Origin of the sequence: Nocardia cyriacigeorgica NBRC 100375 (assembly GCF_000308555.1) — a bacterium.
Lineage (GTDB): Bacteria > Actinomycetota > Actinomycetes > Mycobacteriales > Mycobacteriaceae > Nocardia > Nocardia cyriacigeorgica.
Genome location: NZ_BAFY01000031.1, coordinates 104,450 through 118,658, shown reverse-complemented (window position 1 = coordinate 118,658; position 14,209 = coordinate 104,450). Strand labels below are relative to the sequence as shown.

Sequence of the window (14,209 nt, the reverse complement as noted above, 5' to 3'; positions counted from 1 at the left end):
ACCGACCGGCTAATCTGTCCCGGTGAACGATCGATCGGGGGTTGCGGAACCGGCCGAGCAGCCCGTCACCACCACCGGCGCGCGCCCCGGGTCGAACGGCGATGACGTAGCGACCGGGGATGACATCGCGCGCGGCAACGACGAGGCATCCAGAAACGACGCGCCGCCCGAGGATGTCGCAGCGTCCGCCCGTGGTCTGTCCTCGCACCGAATGCGCTGGCTGACCGGTGCGATCGCGCTGTTCGTGATCTACGCGATCATCGCCCCCATCGTGCACTGGTGGGATGGCTACATCGATCTCCAGGTCTATCGCAACGGCGCGCGGGTCTGGCTCGACGACGGTGATCTGTACGGTCCGATGCCCGAGGTGTTCGGCATCGGACTGCCGTTCACCTATCCCCCGCTGGCCGCGCTGTTCTTCGCCCCGCTCGCGCTCATGCCGCTGGGCCTCGCCGAGATCGTGGTGTTGGCCACATCCGTGCTGAGCCTCGGCATCACGCTGTGGCTGGTGCTGTCGCGGATCCGCCCCGAACTGGACCGGATGACGGTCCTGGCCGCCGTCATCGCGGCGGTCGCGGTGGCGGGGTTCTTCGAGCCGGTGCGCCAGACGTACTCGTTCGGCCAGATCAACCTGGTGCTGATGGCCGCGGTCGCGCTCGATTGCCTGGTGCGCAAGCCGTTCTGGCCGCGCGGCATGCTCATCGGCATCGCGGTCTCGGTGAAGCTGATCCCCGCCGGATACCTGCTGTATTTCCTGCTGCGCAAGGACTGGAAGGCGGCGGGCACGCTGATCGCCTCCGCCATCGGCGCGGTCGGGCTCGGGTTCCTGGTCTTCCCCAGCGATTCGGTGGAGTACTGGTTCCACACCCTCGCCGACACCGGCCGGATCGGCCCGCCCTATTACGCGGGCAACCAATCGTTGAAGGGGCTGGCCTTCCGGCTGGGCGTCTCCGATTCGCTGGCGACGGTGATCTGGATCTCGTTGTCGCTGGTCGCGATCGGCTTGGCGGCGCTGTGGATGCGCAGGCTGATCGAGGCCGGTGCCTCGGTGGCCGCGCTCATGGTGAACGCGGCCGCCATCCTGCTGGTCTCGCCGGTGTCCTGGTCGCATCACTGGGTGTGGGTCGCACCCGCGCTGCTGGTCACCGCCGACGCCATCGCCCGCGGCAGGCGCAACCCGCTGCTGATCGGCGCCGTCACCGCCATGACGGTGATGTTCCTGATCGGACCGCACTGGCTGCTCCCGCACGAGGCCGACCGCGAACTCGACTGGTCGTGGTGGCAGCAGATTCTCGGCAGTGGCTATGTGATCACCACGTTCGCGGTGTTCGTGGTCGCCGTGCTGACCTACCGGCCCGCGGTCTCCGGGGTCAAGAAGGCGGCCAGCGCCGCGGCGTAGGCACCCACATCGTCGGCGCCCATCAGTTCGCGCGCCGAATGCATGGCCAGCTGGGGTGCGCCGACGTCGACGGTCGGCATGCCGGTGCGCGCGGCCGTCATCGGGCCGATGGTCGACCCACAGGGCAGGTCGGCGCGATGCACATACCGTTGCAGCGGCACTCCGGCCTGATCGCAGGCCAGCGCGAACGCACCGGCGCCGGTGGCGTCGGTGGCGTAGCGCAGGTTCTGATTCACCTTGAGCACGGGACCGCCGTTGATCTCGATGCGATGCGCGGGCTCGTGCCGGTCCGGATAGTTCGGATGGGTCGCGTGGGCCATATCGCCGGACGCGCAGATCGAACCCGCCAGCGCCGCCAGGTATTCGGCCCGGCCACCGCCGCGGGTGAGCACGATCCGCTCCAGCACGGTCACCAGCAGATCCGATTGGGCGCCGCGATCGGACTGGCTGCCGACCTCCTCGTGATCGAACATGGCCAGCACCGGCACCGCCGCACCGGGCGTATCGGTGGCGGCGAGGAAGGCGCGCAGGCCGGCGTAGCAGGTGCCCTGATTGTCCAGGCGGGGCGCGCTCACCAGATCGCGGTCGCGGCCGACCAGTCGGCTCGGATCCAGGTCGTGGGTCATCAGTTCCCAGCCGAGCACGGCGTCCGGCGAGATACCGGCGTGCTCGGCGACATAGGCGATGAACGAGCGCGGCTCGGACCCGACGCCCCAGATGGCGTTCACATGCCGCTGCGGGTCGAGGGTCACCCCCCGCCGGTCCTCGGACAGGTGGATCGCCAGCTGCGGCACCCGCAGAATCGGCTCGTTGATCCGCACCAGCCGCTGGCCGACGGTATTGCCCTCGCGCACACTCAACCGCCCGGACAGGCCCAGCTCGCGATCCAGCCACGAATTCAGCCAGGCACCGCCGTACGGTTCCAGGCCGACCAGCTGCCAGCCCGCAGAACTCAGATCCGGATGCTGTTTGACCCGCAGATTGGGGCTGTCGGTATGCGCGCCGACCACTCGGAACGGTGCCGCCGCCCCGGGGTCGTGATCGGCCCACGCCACCAGCGAGCCGCCGCGCACCACGTAGTGCCTGCCACGTCCGCCCGCCGGCCAGGCCGACGCCTCGTCGAGCCGGGTGAACCCGTGCTCGTCGAGATCCTGTGCCACGGTATGGCACACGTGGAACGGTGACGGCGACTCATCGATGAAGGCACACAGGCCTGCGGCCGATGCCGCGGTGGAGGAAACCGGCATACCGCGATCCTAGGCGGGGCGGTGCCGGTCACCACGAATCCGCCGGTCGGCGAAAGTATGCGGGCCGACCAGCTCGCCGTACCGGTGAATCAGGCGGAGACGAGTGTGTCCAGCACCGACAGGAACAGGCCGAGGCCGTCGTCGCTCGGGCCGGTGAGCGGCTCGGTGGCGTGCTCGGGGTGCGGCATCAGGCCGACGACGCGCCGGTTGGCCGAGGTGATGCCGGCGATCCCGCGCTGCGAACCGTTCGGATTGTCGCCGGCGTAGCGGAACACCACGCGACCCTCACCCTCGAGCTCGTCGAGCACGGCCTCGGAAGCCTGGAAGCGGCCCTCACCCGACTTCAACGGCACCAGGATCTGCGCGCCCGGCTCATACCGCGAGGTCCAGGCGGTGTCCACGGCCTCGACGCGCAACCACTCGTCACGGCAGATGAAGTGCAGGCCCTCGTTACGGGTGAGCGCACCCGGCAGCAGACCGGCTTCGCACAGCACCTGGAAACCGTTGCAGATGCCGAGCACCGGCATGCCGTTGTCCGCGGCACGGACGACCTCGCCCATGACCGGTGCGAACCGGGCGATGGCACCGGCGCGCAGGTAATCGCCGTAGGAGAAGCCACCGGGCACGATGACGGCGTCGACCTGCTTCAGATCGGCGTCGGCATGCCACAGGTTGACCGCCTCGGCGCCGGCGAGCCGGACCGCGCGGGCGGCGTCGACGTCATCGAGCGTGCCGGGAAAGGTGATGACCCCGATCCGGGCAGTCATGAGACGCGGACCACCTTCCACTCCTCGATGACGGTGTTGGCCAGCAGCGATTCGGCGATCTGCGCGAGTTCGTCGTCGCTGACGTCATCGCCGACCTCGAGTTCGAATCGCTTGCCCTGCCGGACGTCCGAGACTCCCTGGAATCCCAGGCGCGGAAGTGCACCGACAATGGCCTGACCCTGCGGATCCAGGATCTCGGCCTTCGGCATCACCTCGACAACGACTCGTGCCACGCGTTGCTCCTCGAGTGGTGGTGGGGGGTACTTGAACAGCGTAGTTGGCGGGCGCGACCGGCGCGGTGCCGGGTTGGGTGTGCGCTGCCGGCTGTGGTGCGGCCCATAGCGCTCGCTTCGCCGCATCCGCATCCGCGGCGACCGGCACGCTTGCGCCGAAGCCCCGGGCCGGGTCGCCGCGATGCTGGAGTGGATGCGCGAGTGCGCCTAACGTAGCCGTATGCGCATTGCCCACTTCGGTCATTCCTGCATCCTCGTGGAGTTGCACGGCAGAAGGATCCTGTTCGATCCGGGCACCTTCGCTCACGGTTTCGAGGGCCTCACCGGCCTGGACGCCATCGCGGTCACCCATCAGCACCCCGACCACATCGACCCGAACCGGATCGATGCGCTCATCGACGCCAACCCGGATGCCCGGCTGTTCAGCGACCCGCAGACCGCGCAGCAGCGCGGCGGCCGGTGGGAGGCGGTGCACGCGGGCAACGTCATCGACCTCGACGGTCTGCGGATCACCGGCGGCGGCGGACGCCACGCCGTCATCCATCCCGAGCTCCCCGTCATCGACAACACCGTCTTCCAGCTCGGCACGCCCGACGACCCGGCCCAGCTCGTGCACCCCGGCGATTCCCTCTGGGTCCCGCCCACCCCCGTCGGCGTCCTCGCCCTCCCCGCCGTCGCCCCCTGGATGAAGATCAGCGAAGCCGTCGACTACCTCCGCTCGGTAGCCCCCCGTACCGCCATCCCCATCCACCACGGCATCATCGCCCCCGAAGCCCAGGGCATCTACTTCGGCCGGCTCGCCGAAATGGGCCCGGAGGGAACCGAATTCCGCGTCATCGAGCCGGAGGACTCCGCCGACCTGTGACGTCCGGCCGCTAGCGCGTGTAGGTCGCCAGGAACAGGGCCTCGGCCAGGGCCAGGTGTTCGATTTCGGTGGGGTCGACGCTTTCGTTGGGGGCGTGGATCAGGCACTGGGGTTCCTCGACGCCGAGGAGCATGATCTCTGCGTCGGGGTAGGTGTCGGCGAAGACGTTGCACAGCGGGATCGAGCCGCCCTGGCCCTGGGTGGTGGCCGGGCGGCCGTAGGCGGCGGCGAGGGCCGATTCCATGGCGGTGCGGGCGGGGCCGCCGCTGCCGGAGCGGAAGGGGGCGCCGGTGGCTTCCAGCTCGACGGTGAGTTTGGCCTGCCACGGGGTGTGCGCTTGCAGGTGCGCGACCAGCGCCTTGTGCGCCTGCTCCGGGTCGGTGCCCGGCGGGATGCGCAGGTTGAGCCGAGCGCGGGCGATGGGCTGGACGGCGGCCGAGGAGCCGACCACCTTCGGTGCGTCGATGCCGAGGACCGTGAGCGCCGGACGCGCCCACAGCATGTCGGCCACGGTGCCGTCACCGAGCAGACCGACACCGGACAGCACACCGGCGTCGGTGCGGAACTGGTCCTCGGGATACTGCACGCCGGACCAGGTTTCGTCATTGGACAGACCGTCGACGGTGGTGTTGCCGTGTTCGTCGCGCAGCGAGTTCAGCAACCTGATCAAGGCTGCGAGCGCGTCCGGCGCGGGCCCGCCGAACATTCCCGAATGCACCGGCCCGGCAAGGGTTTCCACCGTCACCACCACGTTGACGTTGCCGCGCAGCGTTTCGGTGAACGTCGGCACCCCGACCGCGAAATTCCCACTGTCGCACACCAGAATGGCGTCGGCCCGCAACAGCTCCGGATTCGCCTCCACGAATCGCTCCAGCCCGCCGGTCCCCTGCTCTTCCGAGCCCTCCGCGACCAGCGTGACCCCCACCGGCAGCTCCGTGCCCAGCGCCCGCAGCGCCGTCAGGTGCATGACGATATTGCCCTTGCAGTCGGCGGCTCCGCGCCCGTACCAGCGCCCGTCCTTCTCGGTGAGTTCCCACACCGGCGTGCGCCAGGCCGCATCGTCGAGCGGCGGCTGCACGTCGTAGTGGCAGTACAGCAGCACCGTCGGCGCACCGGGTGGCGCAGGCCGCGAGGCGATCACCGCTTTACTGCCGTCGGGTGTTTCGTGCAGACCGACCCGGGTCAAACCGACCGCGGCGAAGGCATCGGCCACCCAGTGCGCGGCGCGCTCGCATTCCTCGGCCGGGAACTGCCGCGGATCGGCCACCGATTTGAATGACACCAGTTGCGCGAGATCGGCCCGCGCCTGCGGCATCTGTTCGGCGACACGTTTGCGGAGGTCGGTGACGCGGGCGTCCTCGGAGGTCATGGCATTCTCACTTCGTCGTTTCGTCGAACTTCATGTCCCCCACCTGGTTTCGGTAGTCATCGAGATGCTCCGGGCAATAGGTGGCGATGGCGAGTTCGACTGCCTGCACCATATCGCCGGAGCCGATCACCGGCCGTTGACCGGGACCGCCGGCACCGGTGCTGATGGCCTGCTGGTACCTGGCCCGGATCAGCGGCGAGGACGGGTCCTGGCACACGTTGCCGCCGTCGGTCCCCAGCGAGTTCGCGATGACCTGCGGGTCCGGTGCGGGCAGGCCCGCGGCGACCAGCTGGTCGTGCAGCTGCCCGGCCAGCACATCGGCCCGGTGATCGTCGCGAATCCGATCGAATTGCGCCAGCCCGAACAGCGCGAACGTGCCCAGCAGCACCACTGCGGTGATGTAGATGACGCGCCGCTTGCGGTCGGGCGCGTCGCCGGTCTCCGGCCCGGTCATGCCGTCACCTCCGGTGCCGCGATCTTCCAGCTCTCCCGCCGGAATCGGTAGAACAGATACGGAATCAGCAGCCCGACGATCCCGAGTCCGCCGGCGACGATCAGCACGTAGACGGCAGTATTGCCGCCGCCGAACTGCGAGGGCGGCACGAATCCGATGACGAACGCCGCCACCGACGATGCCGCCCCGAGCGCGCACAGTCCCACCAGCCCCGGCGCGCGATATCCGCGCGGATGATCCGGCTGCGTGCGCCGCAAGCGCACCGCGGCCGCGAACATCAGCACGTACATGATCAGATACACCTGTGTGGTGATGACCGACAGGATCCAGTAGGCGCTCGACACATTCGGGATGAAGGCGTAGAGCAGCGCGATCAACGTGGTGAACACGCCTTGCGCGACAAGCATATTCTGTTGCACCCCATGGGCATTGGTTCTGGTGAGGACCGGCGGCAGATAGCCCTCGGACCGTCCGATCAGCAGCAGCCCCTTCGACGGTCCGGCCAGCCAGGTCAACATTCCGCCCAGCGCCGCGGCCACCAGCGCGATGCCGACGATCGGAGTCAGGAAGTCGATCCCGAAATGTCCGAAGAATCCGTCGAAGGCCTGCATCACACCGGCGGTCAGGCTCAGATTCGCGGCGGGCACCACCCAGCTGATCGCCAGGGCGGGCAGGATGAAGATCAGCAGCACCAGCCCCGACGCCAGGAACATCGCCCTCGGGAATTCCCGTCCGGGATTACGCAGGCTGGACACATGCACCGCGTTCATTTCCATCCCGGCATAGCTGAGGAAATTGTTCACGATCAGCACCAGGCTGGCCAGGCCGGCCCACGCGGGCAGGAGGTGATCGCCATCCATCGGCGCGGCGGAGGCATTGCCCTGCGCCAGGAACACCAATCCCAGCAGCATGAGCACGGTGCCGGGGATCAGCGTTCCGATCACCAGCCCCATACTCGACAGTCCCGCCACCGTTTTGGTGCCCTGCGAGGAGATGTACACCCCGGCCCAGTACACGGTGATGATGACGATAGCGACGTAGACGCCGTTGGACGCCAGCGACGGGTGGATGATGTAGGCGAATGTGCTTGCCACATAGGCCAGTAGGCTCGGGTAGTAGAAGATCGTCATCGCGAACTGGCACCACACCGCGAGGAAGCCCAGCGGTTTGGACAGTCCGTCGCCGACCCACCGGTACACCCCGCCCTGCCAGCCCGAGGCGAGTTCGGCCGCGACCAGCGAGGTCGGCAACAGGAACAGCAGCGCGGGAACGAGATAGAGGAAAACACAAGCCAGGCCGTAGACGGCCATGGTCGGCGCCGACCGCAGACTGGCCACCGAGCTGGTGGTCATCAGCGCCAGGGTCACCCAGGTGATGTATTTGGTGGTGGTAGCGCCTGTCGTGGTCGCGGTCACCGCTGTCTCCTGCCCGCTCGGTGCGATCCGATCCAGCAATCAAGAAGCGGCCGACAGCACGCCGCCGTGACCACTGTGGCACGAAACCAGGCGAGCATCCGGCGGATTCGGGCTATTGGCGCGCAACCATCACCCAAATCGTGATCAGGGGCGAAGACGTCGCCGCCCCTCGTTTCGCCAGGCCGGGGCGGCGACGTCTCATGCCGCCCGCGCCGCGGTGAACGGTTGCCAGCGATACACCTCGCTGACCGCACCGTGGTAGAGGGCGAGGTCGACGGCGTCGAGCACGGCCTGACGCGGGCCGGGGCGGCTCAACTGGGCGCCGGACACGGCCAGCCGCAGGACGCCGCCGCGGCGGGCGGTGCGGGCGGCACCCATCACCAGCGCGCGACACCACCAGGGTTCGGCCCGGAATCCCTCACCGATCCCGTACACCCTGGCCTTCTGCGCGATATCGCGTTCGAGGTCGAGCATGGTGGTCAGGCCGAGCGCGAGCCGGAAACCGACCTGCGGCAGGGCCGCGATGGCGCCGGCCGAGGCATCCCAGCGTGGCGCCGCGAACAGCCGGGTACGCAGGCCGACCTGTTCGAGCACCCGGTCGGCGGCGGTCAACCGCAGCAGGGCCTCGTGTTTGGGCAGGGTCGCGAATTCCGCGCGCCTGCGTTTGGTGGCGGCCTGGTCGTAGCCGTGCAGCACGATGGCATCGCCCTCGGCCCGGCGCCCACGCAGCCAGGCCTGCGTCGCCGGGTCGTCCACCAGGCGGTATTTGCCCTTCAACCGGGGCGCCACCAGCAGCGACAGCCGCACGTCACGCCGATCCATTTCCGCGGCGAACTCGATCGCCGCATCCCGGGTGGTGTCCCGGATACCGGAAACCGACACGATCAGCTCAGCGTTCATGAACCCACGGTGGCAGCCGCAGATGTATTCGGCGTGCTGTGCGGATGACCGCCCGACGAACTATCCACCTGGTCCTTCGGGCTGTGTCCGAGGGCACCTGATCCGAGCCCTCCGTGGTGACGCTGCGCTGTCTGCTCCGGGCCCGACCGATCAGGCGGCGAGGCCAACGGTGTCGAGCACCCAGGCGTACTCGAACGCCACTTCCTTCCACTTCTCGTAGCGCCCGCTGACGCCGCCGTGGCCCGCGCTCATCTCCGTCTTGAGCAGGATCGGCGCGTCTCCGGTCGCGGTGGCGCGCAGTTTGGCGACCCATTTCGCGGGCTCGACATAGAGCACCCGGGTGTCGTTGATGCTGGTGATCGCCAGGATGGCCGGGTAGTCCTTGGCCTCGACGTTCTCATACGGCGAGTAGGACTTCATGTAGTCGTAGACGTCCTTGTCGGCCAGCGGGTTGCCCCATTCGTCCCATTCGATGACGGTCAGCGGCAGCGACGGGTCCAGGATCGAGGTCAGCGGGTCGACGAAGGGCACGTTCGCGAGGATTCCAGCGAACAGTTCCGGCGCCAGGTTCGCCACCGCGCCGACCAGCAGCCCGCCCGCGCTGCCGCCGTCGGCGATCATCCGGTCGGCGGCGGTGGTGCCGTTGTCGATGAGGTGACGCGCGCAGGCCACGAAGTCGGTGAAGGTGTTCTTCTTGGTGAGCGTTTTGCCGTTCTCGTACCAGAGCCTGCCCATCTCGCCGCCGCCACGCACATGCGCGACCGCGAACACCATGCCCCGATCCAGCAGCGACAGCCGTGAGACCGAGAACGACGGATCCATGCTGGCCTCGTAGGAGCCGTAGCCGTACAGCAGCAGCGGCTTCGGCGTCGCGGTGTCGAGATCCTTGCGTTTGATCACCGAGATCGGAATGCGGGTGCCGTCCTCGGCCACGGCCCAATCCCGGTGCTGCTCATAGTCGTCGGGGTTGTAGCCGCCGAGCACCGGCTGCTCCTTGCGCAGCAGCAGCTCGCCGGTGGCGGGCACGTAATCGAACACCTGCATGGGAGTGATGAACGAGGTGACGCCCAGACGCAGCGTCGGCTGCGTCCATTCCGGACTGGCGCCGACGCCGGAGGCGAACAGTTCCAGCCCGAAGTCGAGTTCGCGCAGTTCGCCGTAACCGTCGGGACCCAGCGGCCAGACCGCGACGCGGGTCAGCGCTTCGCGACGGTAGCTGAGCACGAGGTGCCCGGCGAAGGCGTCGACGTCTTCCAGTCGCACGTCGTCGCGATGGTCGATGAGCACGGTCATCTCCGCCGGGTCGTCCACCGGGGCTTCGGCGAGAACGAAGTTCTCCGCCTTGCTGCCCGCGCCCGGCTTACCCTCCGGAATCACGTCGTTGTGCAGGATGAGGAACCGGTCGCGGCCCGCGATCACGGCGTGCTCGGCGGAGTACTCCACGCCCTCGCGACGCGGCAGCAGCACCCGGAATTCGCCCTCCGGGTTGTCCGATTCCAGCACCCAGCCCTCGGTGGTGATCTTGGAGCCGACCCAGATCATCAGGTATTTCTCCGAGCGGGTGGCGCCGACACTGACCCAGTAGCGCTCGTCGGGCTCGTGGAAGACCTTCACATCGGCGTCGGTGGCGGTGCCGAGGCGGTGGCGCCAGACGGTGTCGGGGCGCCAGGATTCGTCGACGGTCTGATAGAAGATGTGCGTGCCGTCCAGCGACCAGGTGGCGCCGGGAGCGGTGCGCGGGATCTCGTCGCCGAGCAGCTCGCCGGTACGCAGATCCTTGATCCGCAGGGTGTAGCGCTCGTCGCCCTGGGTGTCGACGGAGAACGCCAGCAGGTTGCCGTCGTAGCTGAGCGAGAAGGCACCGAGAGCGAAGAAGTCGTGGCCTTCGGCCAGGGCGTTGCTGTCGAGCAGGACCTGTTCGCCCTCGATCTCGGTGCCCGCCTCGAGCTGCGGCGGGGTCCAGGCGTCGATGCCCGTCGCGGCGGTATCGATCGGGCACCGGCAGTGCACGCCGTACTGCTTGCCTTCGAAGCTGCGCGAGTAGTACCAGTAGTCGCCGACCCGAGTCGGCACCGACAGATCGGTCTCCAGCGTCCTGGCCTTGATCTCGTCGAAGATCTTGTCCCGCAGCGGGCGCAGATGCGCCGTCTGCGCCTCGGTGTAGGCGTTCTCCGCCTCGAGATAGGCGATGACCTCGGGGTTGTCCTTGTCCCGCAGCCACTCGTAGTCGTCGACGAAGACGTCGCCGTGATGCACCCGCTCGGTGGGCACCGTCTTGGCGATCGGCGCCGCCACCGCCTGGTCGGTTGTCGATCCGCTACCACTGTCGAGAGCCATGCGCACCACCGTAGCCGGGACCGCCGGTGCGGCGCCCGCCCGGATTCGTCGCGGGCCGGGATGGCGGTGCCGAGCGCGTCGCGGGACGCGGCCCTGGTTCCGGAGCGGCGGCGCTTCCGGGTAGCCGCCGTCGGTCGGGGTCTGTAGCGGAAAGGACCGGCCCGCCACTCGTGAGTGGCGGGCCGGTCGCGGGTCGAGAAAGGTCAGGCGCCGAGAGCGGGCCCGATCGTCGACCACGACGCGTGCAGGGTGTCCTGCCAGTAGGACCAGGAGTGCGTACCGACCGGGCTGTAGTCGATGCGGGCCGGGATGCGGGCGGCACGCAACTTCTGCTCGAACGCCACCGTGCACAGGTTCACACCCAGCTCGACCGGGCCGCCGAGGAAGATGTTCTCCGCCAGCTGCGGCTTGATCTCGGCTTCGTGCGGGCCGGGGATGCCGGTGCCGGTGGACAGATAGAGCGTCTTGCCGCGCAGCCGTTCCAGCATCAGGGCGGGATCGTGTTCGGCCCAGGCCGGGCTGCCGGGCGGTCCCCACATGTTCAGCGGATTCCCGCCGCGATTGGCGATGGAGAACATCACCGCACCCTGGGCCATGGCAGTGTCGGGGCAGGCGCTGTAGCCGGCGACGGCGCGATAGAGCCCGGGATGACGGGCGGCGATGATGTAGGCCGCGTTACCGCCCATGGACAGGCCGCCGATGCCGTTGACGCCGTTGCCGTTGAACTGGGCGTCGATGATCGGCGGCAGCTCCTGGGTCAGGAAGGTCTCCCACTTGTACCGGCCGAACCGCGGGTCGTCGCTGATCCAGTCGGTGTAGTAGCTGGCCTGGCCGCCGACCGGAAGCACCACGTTGACGTTGCGGCCGGCGAAGAAGCGTTCGGCGTCGGTGGCATTGGTCCAGGTGCTCTGACCGACGCCGGGGTCGAGCCCGTCGAGCAGGTAGTACGAGCCGCGCGAACCGCCACCGGCCGGGTGCAGCACCTGCACCTGGATGGTGCGGCCCATCGCAGCGGAGTCGATGAAGATCGCCGATCGGGTGGGACTCAGCTCGTCGACGCGGACCAGTCGGGCCGCCGACGCCGGCGCGGGCTGCACCACCGCCGGGCCGATCAGTGCCGCCGCGAACGCCAGCACCACGGCAGCAATTCTTGCTCTACGCACTTCCCCTCCTGCATCAGCGCATGACAATGGGTTTCTAAACTAACCCAGGGGCGAGTTGCGAGTGATCATTTGAGGATTCGGCGTTTCGTCAGCAAACTGTCCGGTACGTAACAGCTTTCAGGGATTCCGCATGTCAGCGATCGAGCACACCCCTGATCGACGCCGCGAGATAGTCCAGATCCTCCCGGTGCGGGGAGGTGGGCCTGGCCTGCAAACCGAAGCCGTCGCCGATGGTGCGCGGGATGACGTGCAGATGCACATGAAACACCTCTTGACCAGCAGCGACACCGTCGGCGAGGAAGAAATTCACCCCTTCGCAGGCGACCTCGCTGGCTCGCAGCGCCGCAGCCAGCTTCTGCCCCACCTGGAACAGCTTGCCGCCGATCTCGGGGTCGAGTTCCTCCAGGCTGCGCGCCACCACCTTGGGCACCACCAGCAGATGCCCCGGCGTCAGCGGGCGGATATCCATGAAGGCGATGACGTCGTCGTCCTCGTAGACGCGGCTGGCGGGCTCGGTGCCCGCGATGATGTCGGCGAAGATCGTGTAAGGATTCACCCGCCCACTATCGCTGCCGCCTGCCACCGGAATCCACCGGGACGCCAGCGACAGGCGTCCCGCGCACGGTCAGCGAGATCTCAGAGAATCGGCGACGGCGTGTAGCGGGCGGCCTCGGGATAGGCGGCGACCAGCTTGTCGACCTGCGCCACCACATCGCCGACCTGCGCGCCGGCCGCCCCGATGAACGCCGACTTGTCCGCCAGCGCGGCCTCGAGCGCGGCCCGGTCCAGCGGCATGCGGGAATCGGCGGCGAGGCGGTCGAGCAGATCCGGTTCGCGGCCCTGTTCCCGCATGGCCAGCGCCACGGCCACCGCGTGTTCCTTGATGACCTCGTGCGCGGTCTCGCGGCCGACGCCGCTGCGCACGGCCGCCATCAGGATGCGAGTAGTGGCGAGGAACGGCAGGTAGCGGTCCAGTTCGCGGGAGATGACGGCCGGGTAGGCGCCGAACTCGGCGAGCACCGTCAGGAACGTCTCCATCATGCCGTCGATGGCGAAGAAGGCGTCGGGCAGCGCGACCCGGCGCACCACCGAGCAGAACACGTCACCCTCGTTCCACTGCGCCCCGGCCAGTTCGGCGGCCATCGATGCGTAACCGCGCAGCACCACCTGCAACCCGTTGACCCGCTCGCAGGAGCGGGTGTTCATCTTGTGCGGCATGGCCGAGGAGCCCACCTGGCCGGGCTGGAAGCCCTCGGTGACCAGCTCGTGGCCGGCCATCAGCCGGATGGTGTGCGCGAACGACGACGGCCCGGCACCCACCTGGACCAGCGCGGAGAGCACATCGTGGTCCAGCGAGCGCGGATACACCTGGCCGACGCTGGTCAGCACGTTCGCGAAGCCGAGATGGCGCGCCACCTGCTGTTCCAGGGTCGCCAGCTTGGCCGCGTCGCCGCCGAGCAGATCGAGCATGTCCTGCGCGGTGCCCATCGGGCCCTTGATCCCGCGCAGCGGGTAGCGGTCGATCAATTCACGCAGCCGGGTCAGCGCGATCAGCAGCTCGTCGGCGGCGGAGGCGAACCGCTTGCCGAGGGTGGTGGCCTGCGCGGCGACGTTGTGCGAACGGCCCGCCATCACCAGCACCTGGTATTCGGCGGCGCGCTCGGCCAGCCGGGCCGCGATGGCGACACCGTGGGCGTGCACATGCTCGAGCGAGAGCCGGATCTGCAACTGCTCGACGTTCTCGGTGAGGTCGCGGCTGGTCATGCCCTTGTGCACGTGCTCGTGCCCGGCCAGCGCGTTGAACTCCTCGATCCTGGCCTTCACGTCGTGGCGGGTGACGCGCTCGCGTTCGGCGATCGAGGCCAGGTTCACCTGGTCGATGACGCGCTCGTAATCGGCGAGCACGCCGTCGGGCACGTCGATGCCGAGCTCGGACTGCGCCCGCAGCACCTCCAGCCACAGCCGCCGCTCGAGCACGATCTTGTTCTCGGGTGACCACAGATGCACCAACTCGGGGCTGGCGTAGCGGGTGGCTAGGACGTTCGGGACGAGGCTCACGT

At 68.5% G+C, this 14,209-nt stretch carries 13 protein-coding genes; 2 read left to right on the top strand and 11 right to left on the bottom strand.

Annotation, left to right across the window (positions count from 1 at the left end):
* Nucleotides 1-22: 22 nt before the first annotated feature.
* Nucleotides 23-1,399: a glycosyltransferase 87 family protein gene (locus RJ05_RS02930; protein WP_249040542.1), complete on the top strand. Its 1,377-nt coding sequence runs from the start codon at nucleotides 23-25 to the stop codon at nucleotides 1,397-1,399.
* On the opposite strand, the gene RJ05_RS02925 is transcribed toward RJ05_RS02930, so the two are convergent.
* From RJ05_RS02925 to purS, 3 genes are all read right to left on the bottom strand, one after another.
* On the bottom strand, nucleotides 1,348-2,646 hold the full coding sequence (locus RJ05_RS02925) for a M18 family aminopeptidase (RefSeq protein WP_036532789.1): 1,299 nt from the start codon (nucleotides 2,644-2,646) through the stop codon (nucleotides 1,348-1,350). The two genes, RJ05_RS02930 and RJ05_RS02925, sit on opposite strands and share 52 nt — an antisense overlap.
* Nucleotides 2,647-2,735: 89 nt before the next feature.
* On the bottom strand, nucleotides 2,736-3,413 hold the full coding sequence (purQ, locus tag RJ05_RS02920) for a phosphoribosylformylglycinamidine synthase subunit PurQ (protein ID WP_036532787.1): 678 nt from the start codon (nucleotides 3,411-3,413) through the stop codon (nucleotides 2,736-2,738).
* Nucleotides 3,410-3,646 carry a phosphoribosylformylglycinamidine synthase subunit PurS gene (gene purS / locus RJ05_RS02915; RefSeq protein WP_036532785.1) on the bottom strand — a complete coding sequence of 79 codons (237 nt, stop codon included), beginning with the start codon at nucleotides 3,644-3,646 and terminating at the stop codon, nucleotides 3,410-3,412. Before purS ends, purQ begins: the two co-directional genes overlap by 4 nt.
* A gap of 220 nt (nucleotides 3,647-3,866) precedes the next feature.
* On the opposite strand from purS, the gene RJ05_RS02910 reads away from it, so the two are divergent.
* Nucleotides 3,867-4,511: an MBL fold metallo-hydrolase gene (locus RJ05_RS02910; RefSeq protein WP_036532783.1), complete on the top strand. Its 645-nt coding sequence runs from the start codon at nucleotides 3,867-3,869 to the stop codon at nucleotides 4,509-4,511.
* Between the two features lie 10 nt (nucleotides 4,512-4,521).
* On the opposite strand, the gene RJ05_RS02905 is transcribed toward RJ05_RS02910, so the two are convergent.
* From RJ05_RS02905 to purB, 8 genes are all read right to left on the bottom strand, one after another.
* The gene (locus tag RJ05_RS02905; RefSeq protein WP_036532781.1) at nucleotides 4,522-5,880 is read right to left on the bottom strand and encodes a dipeptidase; all 1,359 of its coding nucleotides are present in this window, start codon (nucleotides 5,878-5,880) and stop codon (nucleotides 4,522-4,524) included.
* Nucleotides 5,881-5,887: 7 nt separating this feature from the next.
* A complete protein-coding gene (locus RJ05_RS02900) occupies nucleotides 5,888-6,334 on the bottom strand; it encodes a hypothetical protein (protein ID WP_051016147.1) in 447 nt (148 codons plus the stop codon).
* Complete coding sequence (gadC, locus tag RJ05_RS02895) at nucleotides 6,331-7,749, bottom strand: glutamate/gamma-aminobutyrate antiporter GadC (RefSeq protein WP_036532780.1); 1,419 nt, start codon at nucleotides 7,747-7,749, stop codon at nucleotides 6,331-6,333. The genes RJ05_RS02900 and gadC overlap by 4 nt, the downstream gene beginning before the upstream one ends.
* A gap of 198 nt (nucleotides 7,750-7,947) precedes the next feature.
* Entirely contained in the window at nucleotides 7,948-8,649 is a 702-nt protein-coding gene (locus RJ05_RS02890; RefSeq protein ID WP_036532777.1) for a DUF2334 domain-containing protein, read from the bottom strand.
* A 150-nt stretch (nucleotides 8,650-8,799) separates the two neighbouring features.
* Complete coding sequence (locus RJ05_RS02885; protein WP_036532776.1) at nucleotides 8,800-10,986, bottom strand: S9 family peptidase; 2,187 nt, start codon at nucleotides 10,984-10,986, stop codon at nucleotides 8,800-8,802.
* A 203-nt stretch (nucleotides 10,987-11,189) separates the two neighbouring features.
* Nucleotides 11,190-12,149: an alpha/beta hydrolase gene (locus RJ05_RS02880; RefSeq protein WP_036532774.1), complete on the bottom strand. Its 960-nt coding sequence runs from the start codon at nucleotides 12,147-12,149 to the stop codon at nucleotides 11,190-11,192.
* Between the two features lie 133 nt (nucleotides 12,150-12,282).
* Nucleotides 12,283-12,705, bottom strand: coding sequence for an HIT family protein (locus tag RJ05_RS02875; RefSeq protein WP_036532772.1), 423 nt, complete (start codon nucleotides 12,703-12,705; stop codon nucleotides 12,283-12,285).
* An 80-nt stretch (nucleotides 12,706-12,785) separates the two neighbouring features.
* A complete protein-coding gene (gene purB, locus RJ05_RS02870; RefSeq protein WP_036532769.1) occupies nucleotides 12,786-14,207 on the bottom strand; it encodes an adenylosuccinate lyase in 1,422 nt (473 codons plus the stop codon).
* Nucleotides 14,208-14,209 lie beyond the last annotated feature (2 nt).